Source organism: Pseudomonadales bacterium, from assembly GCA_013215025.1.
Taxonomy (GTDB): Bacteria; Pseudomonadota; Gammaproteobacteria; order Pseudomonadales; family DT-91; genus DT-91.
Map to the genome: position 1 here is coordinate 1 of JABSRR010000008.1, position 23,353 is coordinate 23,353.

Sequence of the window (23,353 nt, forward strand, 5' to 3'; positions counted from 1 at the left end):
AACTCTTGCTGTCACTGTCACTGTCACTGTCACTGTCACTGTGATTACCTTAGCGCATTCATCTTACTGATATTAGCGCGGTGGCGATTATGGTGACTGTGTAAGGGCTGAATAACTCGCTTTATAAATATAGTCTTTACTGTGCGGAGGCAGATAATCGCTGGGGCCGAATAGAATTTTTAGCCATGTCAGTGGATCAGGGTTATGCCGTAATTCAAATAGCAGCTGAGCTGTGCCTGCTAAGGCTAATCGCAGTGGATTGGTCGACATCTCTTCTGGCTTAACGCCCGCTAAACCAACCGCTGGCTTGTGCGCCGATACCGGCACATAAGTGCCAAACACCCGATCCCAAATAAAGCATAAGCCGCCACCAATATTAATGAGGTTGCCGCGCGGACGATTGTGATTGACCTCAGCAGAATGATGTAAGTAGTGATACACCCCTTCTGAGGTAATGGTGCTTAAGACACGAATCGGCCACTGCTTTTGCGCCCAACTATAAAGCGCCGATTGATGACTCCAAAGGTTAGCGAAGGCCGAGAATAATTTGTAAATGATTAAGTACATCAGTAAGGAATCAGCGGTAATCAATTTGCCAATCAGTGAAAAAATCAGCACATAGGGTATGGCGGCAAAAATAAAAAACGGAAATGCATTAAACACCGCCTGCGTGCTTGGCTGAATCAGTTCGGGGGTCATATGATGCGTGCGGTGAAATAATAGCCATAAGATGCGGCTTTCATGCGCCAGGCGATGAAACCAATAATGGAAAAAACCGCCAAGCATTTGCAGCACGAGAAATGCCATCCAGGCAGGCATATCAATCAGCGTGGGTACTTGATTGGCCCAGTCACGCAATGCGCTGAGTAAACTTGCAAATGCCTGTATACCCTCAAGCACGCTATAGCCCATTAGCGGCGCAAATAATGCCGCGAAGCCCTGAATACTCCAAATGCCTACCGTACACACCGCATTCATCGCGAAGTAGGTAAACAGCAGCTGCACCGGAAACGGCTTACCGAGCGCTTTGGGATATAACCAATAGCCCAAAAACACAATCGCAGCGGTGAACAGGACATTGGCGCAGCACAGCAGTATGAAAGCATAATACAGCCAGCTTGAGCCACTGCCCTGCACTGTCTGCAACACGGATAAGAACGGGGTAAAATTTAAATCGTCACCAAGGCCTGGACCAAGGTAAGCAACGTACTGCATCAAACCTAAAAACGACACCGCGTATACCACAGCGAAAATAGCCACCACGGCAGTGGCGATCGGCTGATATTTATCATCAATGCAGAATTCATAAGAAAATAGTTTGCTGAACATTATAAGGTCCGGTCTATTGATCAAATTGCGGCATTATAACCCGAGCAAATGGCCAATATAATCGGATTTAAACCCTAATCCGTGATTATTGCTAAGTTATTGAATCCTAAACAACTGATGCTGAGCGCTAAGCTATTATCGCGCTCAATGTCGAATTTTTTAGCGTTAAACTCGCGCAGGGTTCGGGTTTTGTGCGCTCACTTGCATAATCTGCAAAATGGCTTGTTATAGTGTGTCTAGCCGCTAAGATTAAGACGTGTAAATAGACAACATCGCGCCATAGCCGTCAATGCGTGCTATGCGCAATTCGGTAAAGTGACTTACAGATTATCCTCAGGAACGAGAACCATGCCCGCAATGCAAAATATCAATCCACGTCGCACCTTAAGCTTACAGCTGCGCAAAAGCAGTAAAGCCTCAATCAGTTTGCTTATGATCGCGCTATTGAGCGTAGTTTTCTTGCTCAGCAGCTGCAGTAAAAAGGCTGACACAGCGGCGGCTTCTGACAAAGCCGGTAACAAGGCCACTGACCCTCAGCTGCTTTTGTTCTCAGGCGGCGACATTATCACCATGGAAACAGATCAGCCAAATGCTGAAGCGGTGGTGACTTCAGCCGAAAAAATCGTTTTTGTCGGCAAGCTAAATCAAGCTAAGCAGCAGTTTCCGAATGCCACCGCATTTGATCTCGCTGGCAAAACCCTGATGCCCGGCTTTATTGATCAACATTTGCACCCGTTTCTAGGGGCGCTAACCTTGCAAACGGTGGTGATTGCGCCCGAGCCCTGGGAATTGCCCGATAAGACCTGGCCGGCAGCAGTGGATGCTGACGATTATTTCAAAAAACTAACCGCCGCCGAGCAAGCAATGAGCGACCCTAATGAGGTATTGTGGAGCTGGGGCTTTAATAATTATTTTCACGGCGAGCTTTCACGCGAGAAATTAGATCAAGTAAGTGCTAGCCGGCCGATTGCGGTTTGGCATCGCAGCTGCCATGAATTTTATTTTAACTCGGCCGCGATTAAATTGTTTGGCCTTAACCAGGCCGATATCGACGCCGCTGGTGCGCAAGTCAAAGCACAGTCTGACCTCGCCAAGGGGCACTTTTTTGAAGCGGGCGCCTTGGTGTATTTACTACCCAGACTGTTTTCGGCAATTGCCAGCCCCGAACGTATGCAGGCCGGCTTATTGCAGATGAAGCAAATGCTGCATAAAAATGGTGTCACCGCCTATATGGAGCCAGGCGCTTTTGTTCCACCCGGCCTAGAGCAGATGTATTTGGATATTTTAGGCGCCAGTGATACACCGTTTTATTCGTTTTTTATTCCTGAAACACAATCGCCCTTGCTCAAATATGGCGCTGACGGCATTTTAGCAGGCATGGAAGAAATCAAAGCCACTTTTCCTGCCACTGGCAAGGTACGCTTTTTGGATAAGCAAATTAAAATCTTAGCCGATGGTGCGATTATTTCGCAATTGATGAAGATGAAAGACGGCTACATAGACGGCCACGAGGGTGCTTGGATTCAGGGTCCGGAAGAATTTGAAACTATCAGCAAAGTGTTCTGGAAAGAAGGCTATCAAATTCATGTTCACGTTAACGGCGACCTTGGTTTAGAAAAAGTGTTAGAGATGTTTGAGCGTCGCATGCAAGAGACACCGCGCACAGATCATCGCAGCGTCATTGTTCACTTTGCAAACTCAAGCCCTAGCCAAATTAAACGCATTAATGATTTAGGCTTATTAGTTTCAGTAAACCCCTACTATGTCACTGGTTTTTCAGAAAAATTTGCTGAAATCGGCTTAGGTAAAGAGCGCGCATACAGTATGGTTAGAGTAGCGCCGTTAGAGTCATTGGGCACCTCGGTCTCCTTACACTCTGACTTACCGATGGCGCCAGCCGATCCACTGTATCTTGCTTGGTCGGCGGCAACACGGCAAACTCTGTCGTTTACAGTGATTCAGCCTGAGCTTGCATTATCGGTGGATGCCGCGCTGCGCGGAATTACTATTGATGCGGCTTATTCGTGGAGCATGGACGATAAAATTGGCAGCATTAAATCAGGTAAAATCGCCAACTTTACCTTGGTCGAGCAGAACCCCTACAAAGTTAAGCCTGCCTCGATCAAAGATATTGCGGTTGCAGGAACCGTATTTGAGGGGCAATACTTTCCCGCGATGTAAGCTTTATACGCTAGCGGTTTGCAGCCTAGCTGGATATGATGGCAAGATAAGATTTAAGCCCTATGCTTGCTAGTTTATCGCGGCTAAGGCTCTGTATAAGCTAGCGTGCTGCAAACCCTTTTCTTGTCATGAATGATTCGCTGCCAACAGTTCGGATATTATTTCAATCCCTCCCTCGCCTGCAGGTTTATATTCTCTGTCTAGCTGTTGCCAGCATTGCAACTGCTAGTCAGGCAACAGAGCTTTATAAATATCAAGACGCCAACGGGCGCTGGATGTTTACCGACCGCAAACCGGCTGATCGGCAAGATGTCGATACCTTGCATTATCAAAGCCCAAAAGCGGAAAAGCCGCAGCCGGCGTTTTATGTGTATCAGGGCGACAGCCAATACAATATCACCGTTGATAATCCCTTGTATGCGCCGATCCGAGTCCAGCTGCAGTCTTCCATTTTCTCTAACGGGGTATTTGAGGCATCGGTACCGGCCAAATCGAAACAAGCCATTTTCACGCAAGCTGGCAAAGCCGCGGCATTTAAATACCAGTGGTTGCTAGGTGATATAGTGCGATATCACGATGAGTATTTATACGCCTTGCCTATTTCTTCTAAACGCAGTCATCAAATTACTCAATCATTTAATGACTCATTTTCTCACTTCAAACGCCCGAATCGATATGCCGTGGATTTTGCTACAAAGGTTGGCACCTATATCAGCGCTGCGCGCGCAGGCACGGTGATTGATGTTGTTGACAGCTATCAGGTTGGCACTGCCAGCCAATATTTCTTAGATAAGGCCAATTATATTCAAATTTTACACAGTGATGGCACCTACGCTGTGTATGCACATTTGCTGCTAGCCAGTGCTCTGGTGCAGCCTGGCGAGCAGGTTGCAGAGGGTCAACGTATTGCCCGCGCAGGCTCGTCGGGCTACTCAACCGGGCCGCACTTACATTTTGTGATTCGTAAAAATAACGGTATGGAAACTGTATCGGTGCCGTTTCAATTTAAAAATCAGCAGGGTCAGGCCTTTACCCCAGAGCGCGGCATGCAGGTTGATGGTGTGCAGCGCAGCTACTCTGAATAAGCTACTCTGAATAACTTCTTTAGCTGAGTAATAAAAAACCATAGCCAATCATTTGCATTCATTGCCCCTATCGTCTCGTATAAACCTTGATGGTTTATATTGTCATTCGCATCGTCAAAGCCTTCAATGCACAAACTGAGACTCAGCCATAACCTGCTATCTAGCCTATACAAGGTATTTGATAAGCGCATTTTTGATTAATCAGGTACATACCATGACAGCACATTTTTATAGGTGTTATTACCAGTCATTTTTTTATCGTAGGAATGTTTACGATAAATATTGTCATACTAAACGTTTTTTTATTTGGCTACTCAGCATCCTACTGATGAGCACTAACCTGCACGCTGATAACCATAATAGCCATAACAGCCCTGCTGCAGCCTCCAGCAGCACTGAGCGTATCGAGTTTTACTCCACGCCTTGGTGTCGATTTTGCCAACAGGCGCGTGCCTATATGCAAGACAATAATATTGCGTTTATTGAGTACGATATTGAATCCAGCGCTGAAGCCAATGCTCGCCATAAAGAGCTTACCGCTGACAGTAATATGCCAGCTATTCCCTTATTTGTGATTAACGGCAAGTTGCTATACGGCTTTCAAATTGATCGCTTTGAAGCCGCCCGGCTTTCAGCCACTGCTGAGTAAAGCAGTGTTAAGCAGCAGCGGCGGATGCGAGAAGAAGTACCAAGGCCACGATAGTCTGGTTTTGCGGAAAATGCGCAGCGGCATAGATATCGCCAATCTAGCTCGATGAAAAGCGCGTATAGTAATCACTAAGCCTTATCGACGATAGGGCTTTTTTGTTCTAGTTATAATCNGCGATGATGCTTCTCATCGCCGTGATTNAACTGTTCTGATTCTTATGCCGTCATATTTGACTAAGGATGCTTTATGCACATCTTATTTGTTTTAACTTCGCATGCTGAACTCGGCGTTACCGGCGAGAAAACAGGTTTCTGGTTAGAAGAATTTGCCAGCCCCTATTATGCTCTGAAAGATGCTGGCGCAACGATAACGCTAGCCTCACCCTTAGGTGGCCAGCCGCCGCTTGATCCAAAGAGTGACGCAGCTGACTTCCAAACAGCTGATACCGATCGTTTTCAACAAGACAGTGCTGCACAACAGCAGCTGGCAAATACACTTAAGCTAGCTGAGATGAACGCTGCTGAATATGACGCTGTGTTCTATCCGGGTGGTCACGGACCGCTGTGGGATTTATACCGCGACAGTGATTCAATTGCCTTGATTGAGGCGTTTGCAGCCGCTGACAAACCGGTGGCAGCAGTCTGCCATGCACCTGCGGTCTTACTTAAAGCCTGTCTTAGCAATGGCAAATCTTTGGTGGCCGGCAAACGTGTGACTGGCTTTAGCAACAGCGAAGAAGCCGCAGTTGGCTTAACTGACGTTGTACCTTATCTGTTAGAAGACGAGCTGCAGGCACTCGGTGCAGAATATCAAAAAACTGACGACTGGCACCCGCTTGTTGTACAAGATGGCTTATTAATTACTGGGCAAAACCCTGCTTCCTCTCAGGCTGTAGCACAGAGCTTACTGGAAGTATTAAAGCAAGCGCCACAGTCTATGCAACAAAGCGCATAATGGTTTAAGCGAGCTCAAGGATTGAGCTTTTCAGACCAGACNGTCATTCGCCATTGCATCTATGCAATAGCCCTTGCTTTTCTCCGCTGCACCTACTCAATAAACCAATACATGCTGCCATTCTACGAAGGTGTACGAAAGTGCTTGGCTGCTTGGTTTGTATCTGCATCAGCGCTGTAGTACATTGCTAAGCTTGAGATTGAATGATCGAGCTTATGCTACCTCTTCTGCAACGAATTCACCGCAGTAAACCCTCACTGCGAAAATCTGAACTGAAAGTCAGTGATTATGTGTTAAAGCATATTCACCAAGTAATTCATATGCGCATTGTTGATCTGGCTGAGGCCTGCCAGGTTAGCGAGCCCACTGTTGTGAGGTTTTGTCGCGCCATCGACTGCTCTGGCTTTCAGGATTTTAAGCTGCAGTTAGCACAACATATTGCTGGCATGCAGGAGTATGAAGACTTCTCGATCAACGCCAACGACTCGGTGGCAGACTTAGGTCGTAAAGTTTTTGATGCCACCCTGAGCACCCTGTCGGAAGTGCGCGACGCAATCAATCCCGACGTTATGGAAAATGCGATTCAAGCTATTTGCCATGCGAAACGGGTTGAGTTTTATGGCTTTGGCGCATCTGCAGCTGTCGCAGCTGATGCACAGCATAAGTTTTTCCGCTTACAGATTTCTTCTGCAGTGTATTCTGATCCACATATTCAAACCATGTCGGCGATGTCGCTCAGCAACGATGATGTGGTAGTTGCGATCTCACAGTCCGGTAAGACTACAGCCTTGATTGAGGCCGTTCGGCTCGCCAATCAGGCAGGTGCTTTGACAATTGGATTAGCGCCGTCTCATTCGCCCGTCAGTGCAGAATGTCATATTGCGATTCATATTGATGCGGAAGAAGAGGTTGAAATCTACACCCCGCTGTCGTCGCGCATTGCTCATTTGGTGGTAATCGATTTATTAGCGGTCGGTGTAGCGCAAACCATAGGGCCGCGCATCTCTAAGCATTTGCAGGCCATTGAGACTAGCCTGCAACCGCTGCGTGAAGAATTAGATGGCACATAATGGCCTAGTTGAAGCAATCTTTTAACCGACTGCGGCGCGCTTTTTTGTAAACCACCTTGGCTTTAGTTGACTGCGCTGGCGCATCATTAGCTGACATCATCTGCCGCGTACTGCTCTCTGTAATCTCTGCCTGGCTAAGCTGAAACTGGCCAGCCTCAGCATTCTGGCGACGCGACGCCTGCGATGAACTTGACGGCTTATTTGCGGCAGCATGACTAGAACTATGATCAGCGCCATGATCGGCATGATATTGTTTATTGGCGTGGCGAAACTTACCTAAGTAACCTACAAAACCGGATGTATCTACAGATGGGTTATGCATAAGAGGTCTCCTTTTCTTAGCTATTGCTTAGCTATTTCTTAATGTCTTTGCGCTTTTTAAGCGCTTTGTAGCGGTTCTTAACTATTTGCTTACACTTTGTTAGAGGCCGTTGTAATGCATAAGTTCAAATAACTGACTAAATAGTCAGCTTTAAGGGGAAAATTATCCGCTTCCACGGCTTGAAAAGCGTGTGAATAACCCCATAAATAGCGCTATATCAAAAGATAAACGCGGCCTTGTCGCGCAAGGAGAACAGTTTGGAACAATATCGAGGCACTACAATTCTATCGGTGCGACGCGGCAATAAGGTCGTCATTGGTGGTGACGGCCAGGTATCGATGGGTAATACCGTCATGAAAGGCAATGCGCGTAAAGTTCGCTCATTGTTTAATGATCGGGTGATTGCCGGTTTTGCCGGCGGCACCGCCGATGCATTTACCTTATTTGAACTGTTTGAATCGCAGCTGCAAAAATATCAAGGCCACTTACTGCGCGCCGCTGTTGAACTCGCCAAGATGTGGCGCACAGAACGCTCGCTGCGACAACTTGAAGCGCTATTGATTGTTGCCGATAAAGACACCTCACTGATCATTACCGGTAACGGTGATGTGATTGAGCCAGAAGATAATCTTCTAGCGATTGGCTCTGGCGGCTCATTTGCGCAAGCCTCTGCCCGCGCCTTAATGGATAATACTGATATGGATGCCGAAGCTATCGTACGTGAAGGTTTGCGCATTGCCGCCGATATCTGTGTCTATACCAACCATAACCACGTGATTAAATCTCTGGATGCGGCCAACTAAGCGCCCACCGTTTACTGATAAGAGAAAGCTATGTCTGCTATGACTCCCCGTGAAATTGTTCACGCCCTAAATCAGCACATTATTGGTCAAGATGAAGCCAAACGCTCGGTGGCGATTGCATTACGCAATCGCTGGCGTCGGATGCAATTGGACGATGATATGCGCGCTGAAGTAACGCCAAAAAATATTTTAATGATAGGTCCTACCGGGGTTGGCAAAACCGAAATTGCGCGCCGCTTAGCAAAACTGGCTAGAGCTCCTTTTATCAAGGTTGAAGCGACCAAATTTACTGAAGTTGGCTACGTCGGTCGCGACGTTGAATCAGTGATTCGTGACTTGGTTGATGCTGCGATCAAAATGATTCGTGAAGAGGCGATGGAAAAAGTACAGCACCGCGCCAGTGATGCCGCCGAAGAGCGAATTCTTGACGCGCTGCTACCACCGCCACGCAATTTTAATGACGAAGCCGAACAAGCTAGCAAAGACTCCAGCACGCGCCAGCTGTTTCGTAAAAAATTACGCCAAGGTGAGCTGGATGATAAAGAGATTGAAATCGAATTATCAGAAGCACCGCGCGGTGTCGAAATTATGACGCCACCGGGCATGGAAGATATGGCCAATCAACTGCAAAATATGTTTTCCAGCATGGGAAGCGCGCGCAAATCTTCGCGTAAGCTTAGCGTCAAACAAGCCTTCAGTTTGATTCAAGAGGAGGAAGCTGCCAAGTTGGTTAATGAAGACGATTTAAAAAGCCAAGCTGTGCAGGCGGTAGAACAAACCGGCATCGTGTTTATTGACGAAATTGATAAAGTGGCAAAGCGCGGAGAAAGCGGCGGCACCGATGTATCACGCGAAGGTGTGCAGCGCGATTTACTGCCGCTGATTGAGGGCAGCACCATTAACACGAAATATGGCATGATAAAAACCGACCATATTTTGTTTATTGCATCGGGCGCATTTCATTTAGCCAAGCCTTCAGACTTGATTCCTGAGCTGCAAGGTCGCCTGCCAATTCGAGTAGAACTGAATGCGCTTTCACCCGAGGATTTTGTGCGTATCTTATCAGAGCCTACCGCATCATTAACCCAGCAGTACCAAGCATTGATGGCCACCGAAGGTGTTAGCTTAAGCTTTGCTGCAGACGGCATCAAGCGTCTCGCGGAAATTGCTTGGGAAATCAATGATCGCTCTGAAAACATTGGCGCTCGCCGCTTACATACAGTGTTAGAGCGACTATTAGACGAGGTGTCTTTTGAAGCTTCTGACCTACAGGATAAACAGGTAGAGGTTACTGCAGCATTTGTGGACCAGAAACTTGGCGAGTTGGTGCAGGATCAAGACCTCAGCCAATTTATCTTATAAGCCCGCTGCTCACAAGCAACGACTGAGCTCGCCTTCACGATGCTAGCTAAGCACTGGTTTTTTGTTGTTAACCCAAACGCAGGTGGTCAAGCACCGGCGAAGCGCTTACGCGTTTTACAGCAAAAGCTGCAGGCTTCTGAGCTACAGTTTGAGCTAGCTGTCAGCAAGCGCCCTGGCCATGCCGGTGAGTTGGTGTATGCAGCGATTGCGCAAGGGTTTCGGCAATTTGTTGTCGTTGGCGGCGATGGCAGCCTGAACGAGGTGCTGCAGAGCCTGGCGCAATCTCCGCACCTGCAGGACTGCACGCTTACTAGCCTGGCCTGGGGCACTGGCAACGACTGGTCGCGCCAGCACAAACTGCCGCGCAAACTGGATGCTTTTATTGCATTTTTAAGCAGCGGCAAGGCGAAACGACGGCGCCAGGATATTGGCGTGGTGCACTATGGCGAGCAACAGCAACAGTATTTTCTCAACTCAGTGGGCTGTGGCTTTGACTGCTACTTACTGCAACGCATGGGGCATGGCAGTGGCTGGCGGCTACGTTATTATATCTACTTACTGCGCTGCTTATTCAGCTATCAGGCTCAGCCTATGCAGGTCACGATTAACCAGCAGCAGTATACAAGCCGAAGCTTTATGTTAATGGCCTGTAAAAATCAATTTGCCGGCGGAGGTATGCGCTTTGCACCGGAAAACCAGCTCGATAATCAGTTACTTGAGTGCATTAATATTCAACAGATGAGCGGTCTTGAGCGATTGCTCAGCCTGCGCTACCTATCCAATGGCCAGATAAATTCACACCCAAAGGTGAAGTATCAACGCAGCGCTTCGATCCAGTTAGACAGTGAAGCTGACGTCGCTTTTCAATGTGATGGTGAAATCATTGCGCAGTTACCCATCAAGGTAAGCTGTGCTCAACAATCGCTGTATTATCTAAGCCCTGAGTAGCATGCCGTTCGGCAGGCTACTCGAGCGATAAATAAACGGGCTTATTCAGCATTGGCAGGAAAATAACGCGATATGGTATCAGCAACGCAGGCAGGTCGATCGGCACCTTCAATTTCAACGGTGACTCTGACTACCGATTGAATACCACCTTTTATTTCTTCAACACTGACTAACTCGCCTACCCCGCGAATGCGCGAGCCTACCGTTACCGGCGATGGGAATCGCACCTTATCTAAACCCACATTCACACCCATTTTGATGCCTTGCACATCAATGATTTGCGGTAAGAAATAGTTTACCAAGGACAAGGTTAAGTAGCCGTGAGCAATACAGGCACCAAAGGGGCCATCTTTCGCTTTATCAGGATCAACATGAATCCATTGGTGATCACCCGTTGCATCAGCAAATAAATTGATGCGGTCTTGATCAATGGTCATCCATTCGGTGGTATCTAAAGTTTCACCCACTTTATCGGCGAGCTGATGAGGAGTTTCGAATACAACAGTCATAGTGATCCTATCTTTTTCTGTGATGGAGTTAGAGCTTGCATCAGCAAAACGTGCGCTGGCGCATAAAATTGATGCGCCATTCTATCAGGCTCGATACTAATCAACAAAATTCGATTAAGCTTGGCGGCACTCACAAGCGAGGTAGCGATATGCGCAATATAATCATCACACTTTGCTTAGGGATGAGCCTTTTTTTAAACCTACCGAAATCTGCAATGGCACTTGGTTTAGGCCCTGCAGAATTACACTCACATTGGGGTGAACCATTAGCCCTAAGCATTCCGATTTATCTGGGCAAGCGTGACAGCATTGATGCCTTGCGCGCGCAACTAGCCGAACCCTCGGTTTGGCAGCAGCTGCAGATTGATTATCGCTTTGCCTATAACTCGATACGTTTTGAACTGACCGATACTGCACCCTATATGCTTAAGCTATCGAGTGAAAAATCCTTTACCGAACCCTTTGTTGAGCTTGTCGTTGCAGTCAGCTCTGCCAGTCAAACGGTAAACCGCAGTCTTACCGTATTGCTTGATCCACCTGAAATTCAAGGTACAATCGCGCACAAATAACTGTATTACAGAATAGGCAGATCATGACACAGCCCATCAAACTGCGCATGTTAACGGTTGCGGAAGGTGAGGAAATTGAATTGATTTTTGATGACCCAGCGATCGAATCGTTGGCTGATATCAGCATTAGCGAAAATCATTTCGGCTCTTTTCTTAAACTGAATATCCAAAAGTCAAAAGCGCCAAGCTCTGATCGCAGCGATTAACGCTTGGCCAAATAACGATCCAGCGCATTGGCAAACTGCTGTTTATCTTTGGCTGAAAACGGTGCTGGGCCACCGCGCATCTCAACCGCTGATGCACGCATGGTTTCCATAAAATCGCGCATATTCAGCCGTTGCTTAATATTTTGCTGATCTAAAGCTTCGCCTCGGGTATTAATAACTACAGCGCCCTTGGCAATAAGCTCAGCAGCCAAGGGGATATCTTGAGTGACAACCAAGTCACCCGCCTTTACCTGTTGCACAATATAATCATCTGCTACGTCGAAGCCCTGCTCTACCTGTCGGCATTGAATCCATGTGGACTTAGGCAGATGCAAGTACTGATTGGCAACAAATATCAGCGGCAGCTGCACACGATTGGCAGCTTTGCATAACACCTCTTTTATCGCCTTAGGGCAGGCATCGGCGTCAACCCAGATCGTCATAAACTATCCTTTTGGTTAAATTTGCACTATTTTATTAAAGATAGCGATGAATAACGACTTTTAAGGCGCGCAATTTGTCGCGGTTTTCCGTATAATCGCCCGCCTTTAACCATACCAGTCTAGCCAAACCGTCATCATAAAGACATTCAATCCAGCCGTGATTGATCAGTGAGGGATTTGATGCGCTCGTGCTAGTTTTTTTATCTTAACTTAGTGTTATTTTACTTAGAGAGCCATCATGTCTGATGATACCGACCTGCCTGCGTTCGACACGCTGGGCCTAGCACAACCTATTTTAACTGCCTTGAACGAGGTTGGTTATGAGCGTCCTTCGCCGATTCAAGCGGCTTGTATTCCACCCTTATTAGATGGCTGTGACATCTTAGGTCAAGCACAAACCGGCACCGGTAAGACCGCAGCCTTTGCGCTGCCGCTGCTTAGCAAACTATTTAGCAATAGTGAATCGCTGGATAAACACACTCGCGTTTTAGTCTTGGCACCCACCCGCGAATTGGCGATCCAAGTGGCAGAAGCCTGTCAGACCTATGCAAAACATCTTGGCAATATTCACGTGATGCCAATTTACGGCGGCCAATCCTACAGCACCCAATTACGGCAATTAAAGCGTGGCGCGCATATTGTAGTTGGCACACCAGGTCGTGTAATGGACCATATGCGTCGCGGTAGCCTCGACCTAGATATGCTTGACACCTTAGTTTTAGATGAAGCCGACGAGATGTTACGCATGGGCTTTATTGACGATGTAGAATGGGTGTTAGAACAAATCCCCGGCAATACACAGATCGCGCTATTTTCAGCAACCATGCCTCGGGAGATTAAAAAAGTCGCCAATAATTACTTAACTGATCCTACGGTCATAAAAATAGCCGCTAAAGAAGCAACCGCGACTACGATTCGGCAACGCTTTTTGCAGATCAATCAAGGGCAAAAATTGGATGCCATGACGCGGATTTTAGAAACCGAGGATTATGACGGCGTGATTACGTTTGTCAGAACGAAGTCGGCTACTACCGAGCTGGCGGATAAGCTGACTGCCCGCGGCTATGCGGCTGAAGCTTTAAATGGCGATATTCCGCAAGAGCGACGTGAAAAAATTGTTAAACAGCTGAAAGCTGGCCGCATTGATATTTTAATTGCTACGGATGTTGTTGCACGTGGTTTAGACGTTGAACGTATCAGCCACGTCATTAATTACGATATTCCCTACGATACTGAAAGCTATGTGCACCGTATTGGCCGAACCGGTCGTGCTGGGCGTGAGGGCGACGCTATCTTATTTGTCACTCACAGAGAACGTCGAATGCTGAAGTCAATTGAGCGAGCGACTAAAAAGCCGATTGATTTAATGCAGCTACCCACGGCTGACGATGTTAATCAGAATCGTATCTTAAAATTTAAACAGCGCATCCAACAAACCTTAGCGACTGAAGACCTTAGCTTTTACCAACAATTAATTGCTGAATTTGAAACCGAAGCCGAAGTCGACCCACTGCGCCTTGCTGCTGCGCTGGCATTTCTCAGCAATGATGGTCAGTCACTGTTGATTAAAGATGAGCCGGCAAGCAAATCTCGGCCATTTGAACAAGATGAGGGCAGAGAGCGACAGCCGCGCAAGGCTAAGGTGGTAAAAACCGAAGCTCAGCCATTAAAAGACCATCCGGATATCACCATGCTGCGTTACTGCCTAGAAGTTGGTTATGCACATGACGTGAAACCGGGCAATATTGTTGGCGCGATTGCCAATGAAGCCGATATCGAGAGTCAGTATATTGGCAATATTGAGATTTATGATGGCTTCTCAACCGTTGATTTACCTGAGGGTATGCCCGAGGATATCTTACAGCTGCTCAGTAAAGCCAGGGTTAAAAATCAGCCAATGAATTTGCATTTATTAGCAGACAGCCATGTATTGAGCCCTGATTATCAGCCACCTGAAGTCAGTCGCCGCCGCGCACCGTCAGGCAATAGCCGAAAGCGCTCTGGCAATGAGGGCAAAAAACGCCGTCCACGCGGCAAAAACTTCCACCAGCGACGTTAAACCGCTTAAACCGAAACAATGGCAGCTGTTGCTTACCCTTATGCTCACCCAACTGCCTTGCGTTTCGATAATGGCTTATGCAATTAAGCATAGGCCAATGATGCTAACGGTTTGGCTGGCTTGGCTTGGCTTGGCTTGGCTAAAAGAGGCTTTCATAGATAAGCAAACAGCCTGCTAAGCCAAGCATGCTGCGGGCTATTTTGATAAATAGCTGTTGATCAATACGTTTAGCAAGCCAGACCCCAAGTACTACCCCAAACCACGCCACCGGCAGTAAAATGACGCTGATTAACCACTGTTCCGACGACCATTGATGATTAAGTGTATAAGGGATAGCCTTGAGCAGGTTGGTGATAGCAAAAAAGCAGGCCGCCGTTCCTAGCCATTGCCGCTTATCGACCTCACGTCCCAGTAAGAAAATGCTCAATGGCGGGCCGCCAGCATGTAATAAGGTACTGGTAACGCCGGCAAGGCCGCCCCAAAAAAAGCCTGCCTTGGCAAAGCGACTCAGAAATTTAGTCAGCGACTGCCAGCATGCAAAGACAATACTCAGCAAGCCGAGGATCCATTGCAGGTGCTCACTGCTTACCTTGCCCAGCATCAAGCCACCAATCGCAATACCACAACAGGCTGCGGGGCAAAGTTGCCACAGCAGCCCTGTATCGATCGCATCGCGATAACTGTATACCGTTTTCGCGTCCATTAGCCATAATAACGGTAACGTTATCGCCGCAGCTAAAGGCACCGGTAAATAGAGCGCCATTAATGGCACTGCCAGAACACCAGCCCCCCCGGCAAGCCCAGATTTTGAAATGCCGGTCAGTAATACGCCAACAATCGTCAACAGCCAGAATGGCCAGGCTGAATAATGAAAAACATCAATTTCCATAGCGTAAAACTTGCCTGATCAAAAATCCTAGTCTAGCTTCAATTTATAACAATAAGATGATGGTGAAGCAGAATGCGCACATACCTTTTGACTTGGTCAAATATTATGCTGACATCGGTAATGATTGCCCGACGCCAGCGTCTTCGCTATACAAGAGACGCTAATCATCCGCTTAGCGCTGATGCGAAAGCTAATCTATTGCCGACATCGCCAGCTGTTAATAAGCAGCAACACAATATTATTGAAATGGACGTTATGCGCTACCATTAGGCTCAGCTTTTTATTTCAGTTTTGCGCTTTAGCGTTTGTTTTTAATGTTTGATTTAGCGTTTGGTTTTCAGCGTTTATCTTTATGTTTAAAGATGGCTGACATTGCTTAATCAGGCGCCTCGCATTCGATTCCGCTGTTATCCAGCTATCGAGATACAATATCAGAGCCATGAATGATTCAAAACCGGTCGACAGCGTGCCAGCTGACTATCGGCAACGACATCAGTAGGTTCAAGCGATTCACGCCCGCCGTCAGCGTAATTAAGGTCAAGCTGACTTAGGCGCAGACAAAATATATCGCTTCGGTCTGACAGCCGTACTACTTGACCAAACATCTGCTGATTAAAATCATCCGCAGCAATCGTTTGCTCTAGGCTGAAGCTCAGCTGCAGCGGCTGCGCCTCGCTTTCTCCTGCCGCGTTGACCACGGTTTCGGTAAGTAATTGATAATCGGCATCGTATGCTTGCGCGACGAAATCAACCGAGCTGATAGTCTTTGACTGCAAGTTTTGCAAACGAATATAAACACCCAGCATTTGTGGATCTGCTGTCTCGCTGGCTTGCATTGTCGCTGGCGCATTTTCATCTGCCTCGGCTTGCTCCGCAACAGCGGCAGCATCAAGCAGCGCGTTTAGCTCACGTGACTGCTGAGCCGACGCTGGACTGACATAACTGTCGAAAGCAACAACATATATCGGCAGTGCATTTTGACGTGCAAGCTCAACGGCTTGTCGATCGCGCTCTACGCTGCCGCATGCGGTAATCAGCATTAAACATAATACCGCCATTAATAATCTGTATGTTGTCATGAGGAAAATCCATTGTGTTAATCGTTTTTTTCTGAGGCTAACTATAGCTTAATACTCTTTCTGCCCCAAGTTTGCATGCAAAACCGAACCGTTAATCAATGGATTCTGATGCGCCCACACAATCAGTTCAGCCATTTCCTCAGAACGCACTAAGCGCCCAAAACCGTTATTCGCACCAATGCTCTGCATGACGGCCTCATCACTAATATGCTCACGCAGCATTTGCGTATCAGTAAAGCCTGGACAAACACAGGCGGTATGTAGCTCGCGCCCAAATAAATCTTGGCAGGTCGCACGCATCATACCTACCACTGCATGCTTACTGAGCACATAGCTGTATGAGCCAGCAACCGCTTTCTCAGACAGGGTAGAACCGATATATATCACAGAGGAAGAAGCTGGCATCGCCGAGAGCCAAGCTTTATTGAGCAGACTTGGGGCTACAACATTGACCGCCAGGCTGCGCTGCAGAATTTCTGCATCAAACTGATCGGCACTGTCGCCGGCTAAGTAGCCCGCATTGTGCACCAAGGCGACTGAATCGGCAGCCTTTATGCGCGGCAGTAATTGCTGACTAACCGTGGCAATGGCAGCTTCGTCACAAAGATCAATCGACAGGCTTTCTACCTCGGCATTTGGATGTGCGCGCCTGGATAAATTAACGACCGCGTAACCCGCTTGAAGGAATAACTCGGCTGCTGCGCAGCCAATGCCGCTACTGGCACCTGTGATAATGGCTAATTTCACGAATGACCTCAATATGTATCGCTCTGCATGACTAGTTAGCGCTGCTAGAATGTTAACTAGGCAAAGTCTGTTAAAAAAATTATCATACGCATGATAACAGATGCACAGATAACAAAAATCCTAAATTCTTATGCTGGCCATGTATTCTCAATACTCAGCGTCTTGGCAAGTTGGCTGCCAGACAAAGCTAAACCTGCCCAGCCTGTCGAGCTAAATCATGCAGCGATCTAAGTTTGCAGGCATTGAGGCTTTTATGCTGGTTGTTGAAACCGGCAGCTTTACCGCCGCTGCGGAGCGTCTGAACGTCTCTAAGTCGTATATCAGTAAACAAATTAAGTCACTGGAACTGCGCTTCTCTGCCGCATTATTGCAACGCACCACCCGTCAGCTGCGTTTGACTGCAGTTGGCGAAGCATTTTATCAACAATGCTTATTAATTAAGCAACAGTTGGATCAAGCTGAGGGCATCATTTCTAGCCTGCAACAGGAGCCGCTCGGCACCCTGCGCATCGCTTTAAATAGCACCTTCGGAGTGCAGCATATGGCCACAGCGATCGCTGAGTTTGCAAGGCAACACCCACAACTTGAGCTTGATGTGACGTCCAGCTACCACGATGTCGATTTATTAGCTCAGGGCTATGACTTAACGATTCGCTATGGTGATCGCCTTGAGGACTCTAGCTTGGTGGCAAAACCTCTCGGCGGCTATATGCTTTGCCTCTGCGCCAGCCCCGAGTATTTTACCAGACACCAGCTGCCGAGTAATATTGAACAGCTACAGCAGCACAATTGCTTATCACCGCCGAATGGCTACTGGTATTTCTCAGAACAGCAAATGGCTAAACGCATAAAAGTTAAGGGCAATTGGCAGAGTGAAGACGGTATGGCGATATTAGCGGCAGCTCGGGTTGGCTTAGGCATTGCTCAGCTACCTGAGTTTTTTATTCATAATGACTTAGCAGCGGGTAAACTGATGAAAATTGAGCACGATTGGGCTCATTACCACCGTATGGCTTGGGCAGTATATCCGCATGACAAGCACCTCAGCACCAAAGTTAGGCTGTTTTTAGATTTCTTAGATGAGTACACCCATAATCGATTATCGCTAGACTCTGCATTTTCTGCTGACGTTTAGTCTGCCGAATTAAGAGCTAAGCTAAACTTGTGCTGATACTATTAGCTATCTAAACAAGCAAGAGCTGCCAAATACCGACTGTAGCAACTGGGTTAAGCCCAGCTTGACATACCTTTCTGACCGGGGCCAGAAGATACCCAGATATCAATTTGCTTAAATTCGCAGGCTTGCTTAAATGCATCATCTTGCAAAATCTGCTGCAAGATATAATCTGAAAACTCTTCCACTGTTGTGTTTGCCACAGGTAGCAATAGGGTATCCGCTTTAAGATACATCATGCTATCGTTATGGTGTTTGACCAGATAGAAATCGTCTTGTTCAGTGATCTGCAGATACGGCGAATTTGCCGCAATCAGTGTGTACTCGTCTAGATCATCACAGACCTGCTGAACCTTTTTCTTTAGCACCGAGTAATCAACACACATGCCGTTATCATTTACCTCGGCAACAAAACGCGCAATCACGCGAAAATTATGCCCATGCAAGCGCTCGCGCTCGGTCGCCGAAAACACCGTAAAATGGGCAGCTGAGAATTTTAAATAGTCTTTATCAATTTCAATAGTGGTTAAGCGATTCATGATTCTTCTATTAACAAAAAAGGGCTTACATATTGTAAGCCCTTTTCATACCTTAAATAAAGTGAGTGTGTTAGCACTACTCTGGGTATACGGGGTTCACTTGATTGACCAGATCTTCAGCACGACGCATGAATTTCTGTTTTGAGTTTTCATACTCTTCAGGCGGCAAGATCCAGAATTTACCTTGTTTCATCTGTGCAATGGTATATTGCGCAACTTCATCAGGCTCAGTCAGGTCAAACGACACGCCTGAGGCTTCGGCTAATTCTTTGAAGTCTTTGTACGCTTTAGGCTTATTCTCGGATTGCTCTTGATTAGAGAAACGATCGGGGCGCGCTTCGGACGAATTAAATATTTTTGAATTCACCACATGCGGACCTGGAAACATGCAGGCAACTTTGACCTTAGCCTCAGCCTTTAACAGCTGGTAGTGAAGCACTTCTGTCAATGAGGTCATTGCAGCTTTGGATGCGGCATATATAGGTGTTGTGGGTAAGGAATTCATACCACCATTACCTGAAGACGTATTGACTACAAGACACTCTTGTTCACTGGCAATCATACGCGGCACAAAGGCACGAATACCATTCACAGGACCTAGCGTATTGACCGCCAAACCCCAGTCCCAGTCTTTTGCAGGCAAAGTCCATAACGGCCGCGCCGATTCACCGAGACCAACCCCGGCATTGTTCATTAGCACGTGCACCACACCGTAACGCTGATAGCAAAACTCGGCCAAGGCTTCCATTGAGTCTGGCGAGGTAACATCGGCCGTTTTCGCATCAACATCTAAACCCTGCTTAGCAAGTTCAGCAACGGTATTGTCTAAATTGTGTTGATTAATATCGACTAATACCACCTTTGCTTGCTCTTGTGCGAATTGCTCACCTAAGGCGCGACCAACACCTGAAGCGCCACCGGTAATAACAACAACTTTTTCGGCAAAACTATTCATTAGGCAACTTCCGCCTCAGAGGCAAGCGCGATCTCAATACCTGGCTCGTTAGGCTCATCATAGCGCTGGTGAATAAAGGGGCTCAGCCACTCACCCGGCACCACTTCTAACACCTCGCCACCCGTCACTGTAGCACCTTCAGCATACTCTAGGCTGATGAGTTTCTTCACCGGCACATCAATCATCGGATCATTCGGCGACTCGCGGAATGTAATTTCGCCACTGGCTTGCTTAACGTCGCTATAGTTTCGGTCCCAGTTCAGCTGAGTTAAGATGACGTCACCATCAAAACCCTCTTCACCAGAGATTTTTGGTAAGGCTTTATAACAAAAGAAGTGCTCGGTGAATTGAGCGGGGCCTTGCGACTCACCTATGCTGCCGGCAATTTCAATAAACTTAATGCCGTGTCGTTCCACGGAAACATGAAACTTATCGCCACTGACGTTGAAGTCTACCACCGCTTGCTTTTTCGGCTCTCCGAAGCGCTCACGTCCTTTGATACAGACAAACTCGCCTGGCATCCACATACCCAAAACATAGGCACCCTGACGCTGTTGGCCAGACTTGTCGGTATACAAACAGCGAACGCCCGCGGTTACTGCGCCTATTTCAACCGTCGTTTCTTCGTTAACATGCATTGCAACATGGGCAAATTGCAGAAATATCTCGGGGCGCTCAATGCCCGTCAGTGGTTTGGGTAGTAATGCCGCAGCAATCTCAGGCTCGGTTTCATAAACCGCGCGCACGCTACGCACTGTATTATTTAAATTGGCTGGCGCCGCCGCTTGCATCACCGTGCCAGGCTTTCTGACATATCGTAATTGTGCCATGATATTCTCTCACTAATTTTTATTACTGTTATTGTTAAATATTAGGTATTCAGTAAAGCGAATACCTGAGTCCTTTGAAGATAAGCCATTTGAAGTTAAGCAATTTCAAGTTTTGCAACAGCTTGCATAGCATTTTCATTTTCTGCATAAAACTGCGAAAAGTATTTGCGGTACTGCATGATTGGCCCATCACCATCGCATAAGATGGGGTTTGCACGGTGAATTTTTCGATTCCANATNGGGATATCACCGACCACACCTTTGGGGCCAACNGTTGATTCAATCGATTTTTGCGCAATCATATATTCCATAGAATCCTTTGGAAAATCTTTATGCGTAAATGCAAAGCGAATCTCAACTTTATCTTTATTAATCGGCGTCACTAACACCATCAATAATGTTTCAGATAGTCCAGAAATACGCGTAAACTTCTGCCCTGCGCCGTTCTGAACCGTATGCACCGATGAATCGATTTCTTTTACGCTACCATCTGGCTGAGGAATGGATCGCTTACCCATTGCCTTAGATGAACGAATATGGCCATCGTAAGTTGTTTTACCTTCGGGCACAGCCTCCATCGCATGCACATATTTAAAATGTGCGACATCTACACCGTTCTCGGCAATTTCCTGCACATTTGTATCAATCTCCCACATGTATCGATCTAGTTCAATCCAGCCGGGCTGGCCGATTTCTTCGTGATCCATAACATCAAAGAAAGGCGCCTTATTTTCCGGGTGATACCAAGCCCAAATCACCTGATTTTTTTCGACTGTTGGATACACATGCATACACTGCTTGTCTTTTATTTTTGGCGGTATTTGCTTGGCATAAGGCACATCGGTAGCTACACCTTTGGTATTGAACGACCATGCGTGAAAAGGACAGCGCAGAGAGTCGCCATCAACTTGACTGCCATAGCCTAAGTGCGCGCCCATATGCGGGCAATAGGCATCTAACAGGCCAACTTCACCGTGCTCATTGCGAAATAAAACCATTTCACGATCAAAGTATTCTAATGGCTTTATGTCACCAACCGCCAATTCGTCAGAGTAACCGACAAAATACCATCCAAACGGTATCGATTGCGGCAGTCGCGGGCCGCTATGTGTACTAAAAATTATATCCGTCATCTTATTATCCTCAGTATCTGATTTAACCGCCGACACTATGTCAACGGCTAATTACACTGCATAAGCTTCACGATTAAGCATTTGCAGTAGCAATCAAGCCTACGGCCTAAGCGGCTTGATTAAATTGATGCTTGTGTGGACCAATCTTTTCAGCAATAGCCCGGCAGCGAGCATAGTCCAAACCATAAAACTCAATCGCGTTAAGACCAAGAATACGGTCTAATTCTTGACTTGGGATGCCACTAAAACATTCCTGCATTTGGCTAGCAGTTTTTGGCCATGTTCCCTCTGGATGCGGGTAATCTGTGCCCCACATGAGGTTATTAATGCCAATATCGTGACGCGCATCTACCGACTGCCTATCCATCAGGGCCGAGGCACCAACACGAATATTGCGGGTAAAATATTCTGACGGCTTCATCGTGAGATGGGTACGAAAGTCACCCAACTTGCCGGAAGTGTGTTTCACAGAGGCTCGAATATCCATCATTTCAATCATGCCTGGAATCCAAAACTCACCCACTTCAGTCATCGCAAATTTTAATTTAGGGAAGAACTCAAATACGCCGCCCATGATCATGGTCCAGACTGAACGTGCTGGCCACCAGTGAAACTCCATCAGGTAAACAGCAACGGCGCCCGGCAAAGTCATATCTTTTTCATCTGAAGGGCCTGAATGCGTATGCACCACCATATCTAATTCAGAGCAGGCTTCCCAGATAGGGTAATACACTGGCGAGTTATAGGCGGGATACTCACCCCAAACTGACGGAATCAATATACCTTTTAAGCCATTGGCATGCGCCCACTTAATTTCCTCAACCGCTTTCGGGATGTCGTAGCACATTGGCACAATAGCTAAGCCAATACGTCGCTCTGGCGACTCAGCCACAAACTCTGCGATCCAGCGATTGTGCGCTTGCGCACCAGCCCACTGTAATTCAGGGTCGACATTCCAAGTTTTTAAACCTAAGTCGGCGCCGAATGGCGGCGAGTTATGTTCGGTAATACCGTCAGGAAATAAAACCTCGGCAACCACACCATCATTGTCTAAAACGCCGTTACGAATATCTGAAACGTAGGCACCTTTTAACTCTTCTTCAATGCCCTGACGCCATTTGTTATTGAACTCATCCAGTAAAAATGCCTTTTCTGCATTTTGGCGGATAGCAATCGACTCTTTCAATTCTTGATCAAATTGCGCGTGGTATTTAGATGGCAGGTACTCTTTATAACGCTCGGGCGGTAAGCCGGCGTGGCCATCGGTAGATATCATAATAAAACGATCTAAATCATTGTGTAATGTGCTCATAGCGCATCCTCGTCATCGTGCTTGTCTCAAACCGGGAAGGTTTCAGGCGGGTAATACATGTTATTGTTATGCTAGTTACCGCTATAATTTAGTACGAAACTAGGCCCTTGTTAAGCACCTAAACGTCACATTACTGTTTCCTCACAGAAACAATGCACTATGACTGCCGCAAGCCAAGGATTTCCGCTACAATGCCAAAGTTTTAT

The 23,353-nt window shown here is 47.1% G+C and carries 25 protein-coding genes; 13 read left to right on the forward strand and 12 right to left on the reverse strand.

Features of this window, described 5'->3' with window-relative positions:
* Nucleotides 1-87: 87 nt before the first annotated feature.
* Nucleotides 88-1,329, reverse strand: coding sequence for a sterol desaturase family protein (locus tag HRU21_01140; protein NRA40890.1), 1,242 nt, complete (start codon nucleotides 1,327-1,329; stop codon nucleotides 88-90).
* A 432-nt stretch (nucleotides 1,330-1,761) separates the two neighbouring features.
* On the opposite strand from HRU21_01140, the gene HRU21_01145 reads away from it, so the two are divergent.
* From HRU21_01145 to HRU21_01165, 5 genes are all read left to right on the forward strand, one after another.
* The gene (locus HRU21_01145; GenBank protein NRA40891.1) at nucleotides 1,762-3,510 is read left to right on the forward strand and encodes an amidohydrolase; all 1,749 of its coding nucleotides are present in this window, start codon (nucleotides 1,762-1,764) and stop codon (nucleotides 3,508-3,510) included.
* A gap of 128 nt (nucleotides 3,511-3,638) precedes the next feature.
* Nucleotides 3,639-4,595: a M23 family metallopeptidase gene (locus HRU21_01150; GenBank protein ID NRA40892.1), complete on the forward strand. Its 957-nt coding sequence runs from the start codon at nucleotides 3,639-3,641 to the stop codon at nucleotides 4,593-4,595.
* Nucleotides 4,596-4,923: 328 nt separating this feature from the next.
* Nucleotides 4,924-5,244 (forward strand): hypothetical protein, encoded by a 321-nt coding sequence (locus HRU21_01155; GenBank protein NRA40893.1) that lies wholly within the window; start codon nucleotides 4,924-4,926, stop codon nucleotides 5,242-5,244.
* A 246-nt stretch (nucleotides 5,245-5,490) separates the two neighbouring features.
* Nucleotides 5,491-6,198: a type 1 glutamine amidotransferase domain-containing protein gene (locus HRU21_01160; protein ID NRA40894.1), complete on the forward strand. Its 708-nt coding sequence runs from the start codon at nucleotides 5,491-5,493 to the stop codon at nucleotides 6,196-6,198.
* A gap of 215 nt (nucleotides 6,199-6,413) precedes the next feature.
* Nucleotides 6,414-7,268, forward strand: coding sequence for an SIS domain-containing protein (locus tag HRU21_01165; protein ID NRA40895.1), 855 nt, complete (start codon nucleotides 6,414-6,416; stop codon nucleotides 7,266-7,268).
* A gap of 4 nt (nucleotides 7,269-7,272) precedes the next feature.
* On the opposite strand, the gene HRU21_01170 is transcribed toward HRU21_01165, so the two are convergent.
* The gene (locus HRU21_01170) at nucleotides 7,273-7,590 is read right to left on the reverse strand and encodes a hypothetical protein (protein NRA40896.1); all 318 of its coding nucleotides are present in this window, start codon (nucleotides 7,588-7,590) and stop codon (nucleotides 7,273-7,275) included.
* 257 nt (nucleotides 7,591-7,847) lie between these two features.
* Here HRU21_01170 and hslV point away from each other — a divergent pair, with 257 nt between their 5' ends.
* The 3 genes from hslV to HRU21_01185 are packed head-to-tail and all read left to right on the forward strand — an operon-like array spanning nucleotide 7,848 to nucleotide 10,703.
* Nucleotides 7,848-8,393: an ATP-dependent protease subunit HslV gene (hslV, locus tag HRU21_01175; protein NRA40897.1), complete on the forward strand. Its 546-nt coding sequence runs from the start codon at nucleotides 7,848-7,850 to the stop codon at nucleotides 8,391-8,393.
* A 30-nt stretch (nucleotides 8,394-8,423) separates the two neighbouring features.
* Nucleotides 8,424-9,755, forward strand: a complete 1,332-nt coding sequence (gene hslU / locus HRU21_01180) for an ATP-dependent protease ATPase subunit HslU (GenBank protein ID NRA40898.1) — start codon at nucleotides 8,424-8,426, stop codon at nucleotides 9,753-9,755.
* Nucleotides 9,756-9,794: 39 nt separating this feature from the next.
* Nucleotides 9,795-10,703, forward strand: a complete 909-nt coding sequence (locus HRU21_01185) for a YegS/Rv2252/BmrU family lipid kinase (protein ID NRA40899.1) — start codon at nucleotides 9,795-9,797, stop codon at nucleotides 10,701-10,703.
* 41 nt (nucleotides 10,704-10,744) lie between these two features.
* Here the strand turns inward: HRU21_01185 and HRU21_01190 are convergent, their stop codons facing one another.
* Nucleotides 10,745-11,212 carry a MaoC family dehydratase gene (locus HRU21_01190; protein NRA40900.1) on the reverse strand — a complete coding sequence of 156 codons (468 nt, stop codon included), beginning with the start codon at nucleotides 11,210-11,212 and terminating at the stop codon, nucleotides 10,745-10,747.
* 35 nt (nucleotides 11,213-11,247) lie between these two features.
* Here HRU21_01190 and HRU21_01195 point away from each other — a divergent pair, with 35 nt between their 5' ends.
* Together HRU21_01195 and HRU21_01200 are read left to right on the forward strand one after the other, a co-directional pair.
* Complete coding sequence (locus HRU21_01195) at nucleotides 11,248-11,781, forward strand: hypothetical protein (GenBank protein NRA40901.1); 534 nt, start codon at nucleotides 11,248-11,250, stop codon at nucleotides 11,779-11,781.
* A 23-nt stretch (nucleotides 11,782-11,804) separates the two neighbouring features.
* Entirely contained in the window at nucleotides 11,805-11,987 is a 183-nt protein-coding gene (locus HRU21_01200) for a hypothetical protein (protein ID NRA40902.1), read from the forward strand.
* Here the strand turns inward: HRU21_01200 and HRU21_01205 are convergent.
* Nucleotides 11,984-12,430 carry a YaiI/YqxD family protein gene (locus HRU21_01205; protein NRA40903.1) on the reverse strand — a complete coding sequence of 149 codons (447 nt, stop codon included), beginning with the start codon at nucleotides 12,428-12,430 and terminating at the stop codon, nucleotides 11,984-11,986. The genes HRU21_01200 and HRU21_01205 overlap by 4 nt on opposite strands.
* A 238-nt stretch (nucleotides 12,431-12,668) precedes the next feature.
* Here HRU21_01205 and HRU21_01210 point away from each other — a divergent pair, with 238 nt between their 5' ends.
* On the forward strand, nucleotides 12,669-14,489 hold the full coding sequence (locus tag HRU21_01210; protein ID NRA40904.1) for a DEAD/DEAH box helicase: 1,821 nt from the start codon (nucleotides 12,669-12,671) through the stop codon (nucleotides 14,487-14,489).
* Nucleotides 14,490-14,628: 139 nt separating this feature from the next.
* Here the strand turns inward: HRU21_01210 and HRU21_01215 are convergent, their stop codons facing one another.
* Nucleotides 14,629-15,378 (reverse strand): sulfite exporter TauE/SafE family protein, encoded by a 750-nt coding sequence (locus tag HRU21_01215; protein ID NRA40905.1) that lies wholly within the window; start codon nucleotides 15,376-15,378, stop codon nucleotides 14,629-14,631.
* A gap of 72 nt (nucleotides 15,379-15,450) precedes the next feature.
* On the opposite strand from HRU21_01215, the gene HRU21_01220 reads away from it, so the two are divergent.
* Nucleotides 15,451-15,648 carry a hypothetical protein gene (locus tag HRU21_01220; GenBank protein ID NRA40906.1) on the forward strand — a complete coding sequence of 66 codons (198 nt, stop codon included), beginning with the start codon at nucleotides 15,451-15,453 and terminating at the stop codon, nucleotides 15,646-15,648.
* A gap of 161 nt (nucleotides 15,649-15,809) precedes the next feature.
* Here the strand turns inward: HRU21_01220 and HRU21_01225 are convergent, their stop codons facing one another.
* Entirely contained in the window at nucleotides 15,810-16,457 is a 648-nt protein-coding gene (locus tag HRU21_01225) for a hypothetical protein (protein NRA40907.1), read from the reverse strand.
* Between the two features lie 48 nt (nucleotides 16,458-16,505).
* Nucleotides 16,506-17,204, reverse strand: a complete 699-nt coding sequence (locus HRU21_01230; GenBank protein ID NRA40908.1) for an SDR family oxidoreductase — start codon at nucleotides 17,202-17,204, stop codon at nucleotides 16,506-16,508.
* Nucleotides 17,205-17,421: 217 nt separating this feature from the next.
* Here HRU21_01230 and HRU21_01235 point away from each other — a divergent pair, with 217 nt between their 5' ends.
* Nucleotides 17,422-18,339, forward strand: a complete 918-nt coding sequence (locus tag HRU21_01235) for a LysR family transcriptional regulator (protein NRA40909.1) — start codon at nucleotides 17,422-17,424, stop codon at nucleotides 18,337-18,339.
* Nucleotides 18,340-18,431: 92 nt separating this feature from the next.
* Here HRU21_01235 and HRU21_01240 read toward each other — a convergent pair whose 3' ends face one another.
* From HRU21_01240 to HRU21_01260, 5 genes are all read right to left on the reverse strand, one after another.
* Entirely contained in the window at nucleotides 18,432-18,917 is a 486-nt protein-coding gene (locus tag HRU21_01240) for a 6-carboxytetrahydropterin synthase (GenBank protein ID NRA40910.1), read from the reverse strand.
* 76 nt (nucleotides 18,918-18,993) lie between these two features.
* Nucleotides 18,994-19,872, reverse strand: a complete 879-nt coding sequence (locus HRU21_01245; protein ID NRA40911.1) for an SDR family NAD(P)-dependent oxidoreductase — start codon at nucleotides 19,870-19,872, stop codon at nucleotides 18,994-18,996.
* Entirely contained in the window at nucleotides 19,872-20,702 is an 831-nt protein-coding gene (locus HRU21_01250) for an acetoacetate decarboxylase family protein (protein ID NRA40912.1), read from the reverse strand. Before HRU21_01250 ends, HRU21_01245 begins: the two co-directional genes overlap by 1 nt.
* 95 nt (nucleotides 20,703-20,797) lie before the next feature.
* A complete protein-coding gene (locus HRU21_01255; GenBank protein NRA40913.1) occupies nucleotides 20,798-21,835 on the reverse strand; it encodes a Rieske (2Fe-2S) protein in 1,038 nt (345 codons plus the stop codon).
* Between the two features lie 106 nt (nucleotides 21,836-21,941).
* Nucleotides 21,942-23,147, reverse strand: a complete 1,206-nt coding sequence (locus HRU21_01260; protein ID NRA40914.1) for an amidohydrolase — start codon at nucleotides 23,145-23,147, stop codon at nucleotides 21,942-21,944.
* Between the last annotated feature and the right edge of the window lie 206 nt (nucleotides 23,148-23,353).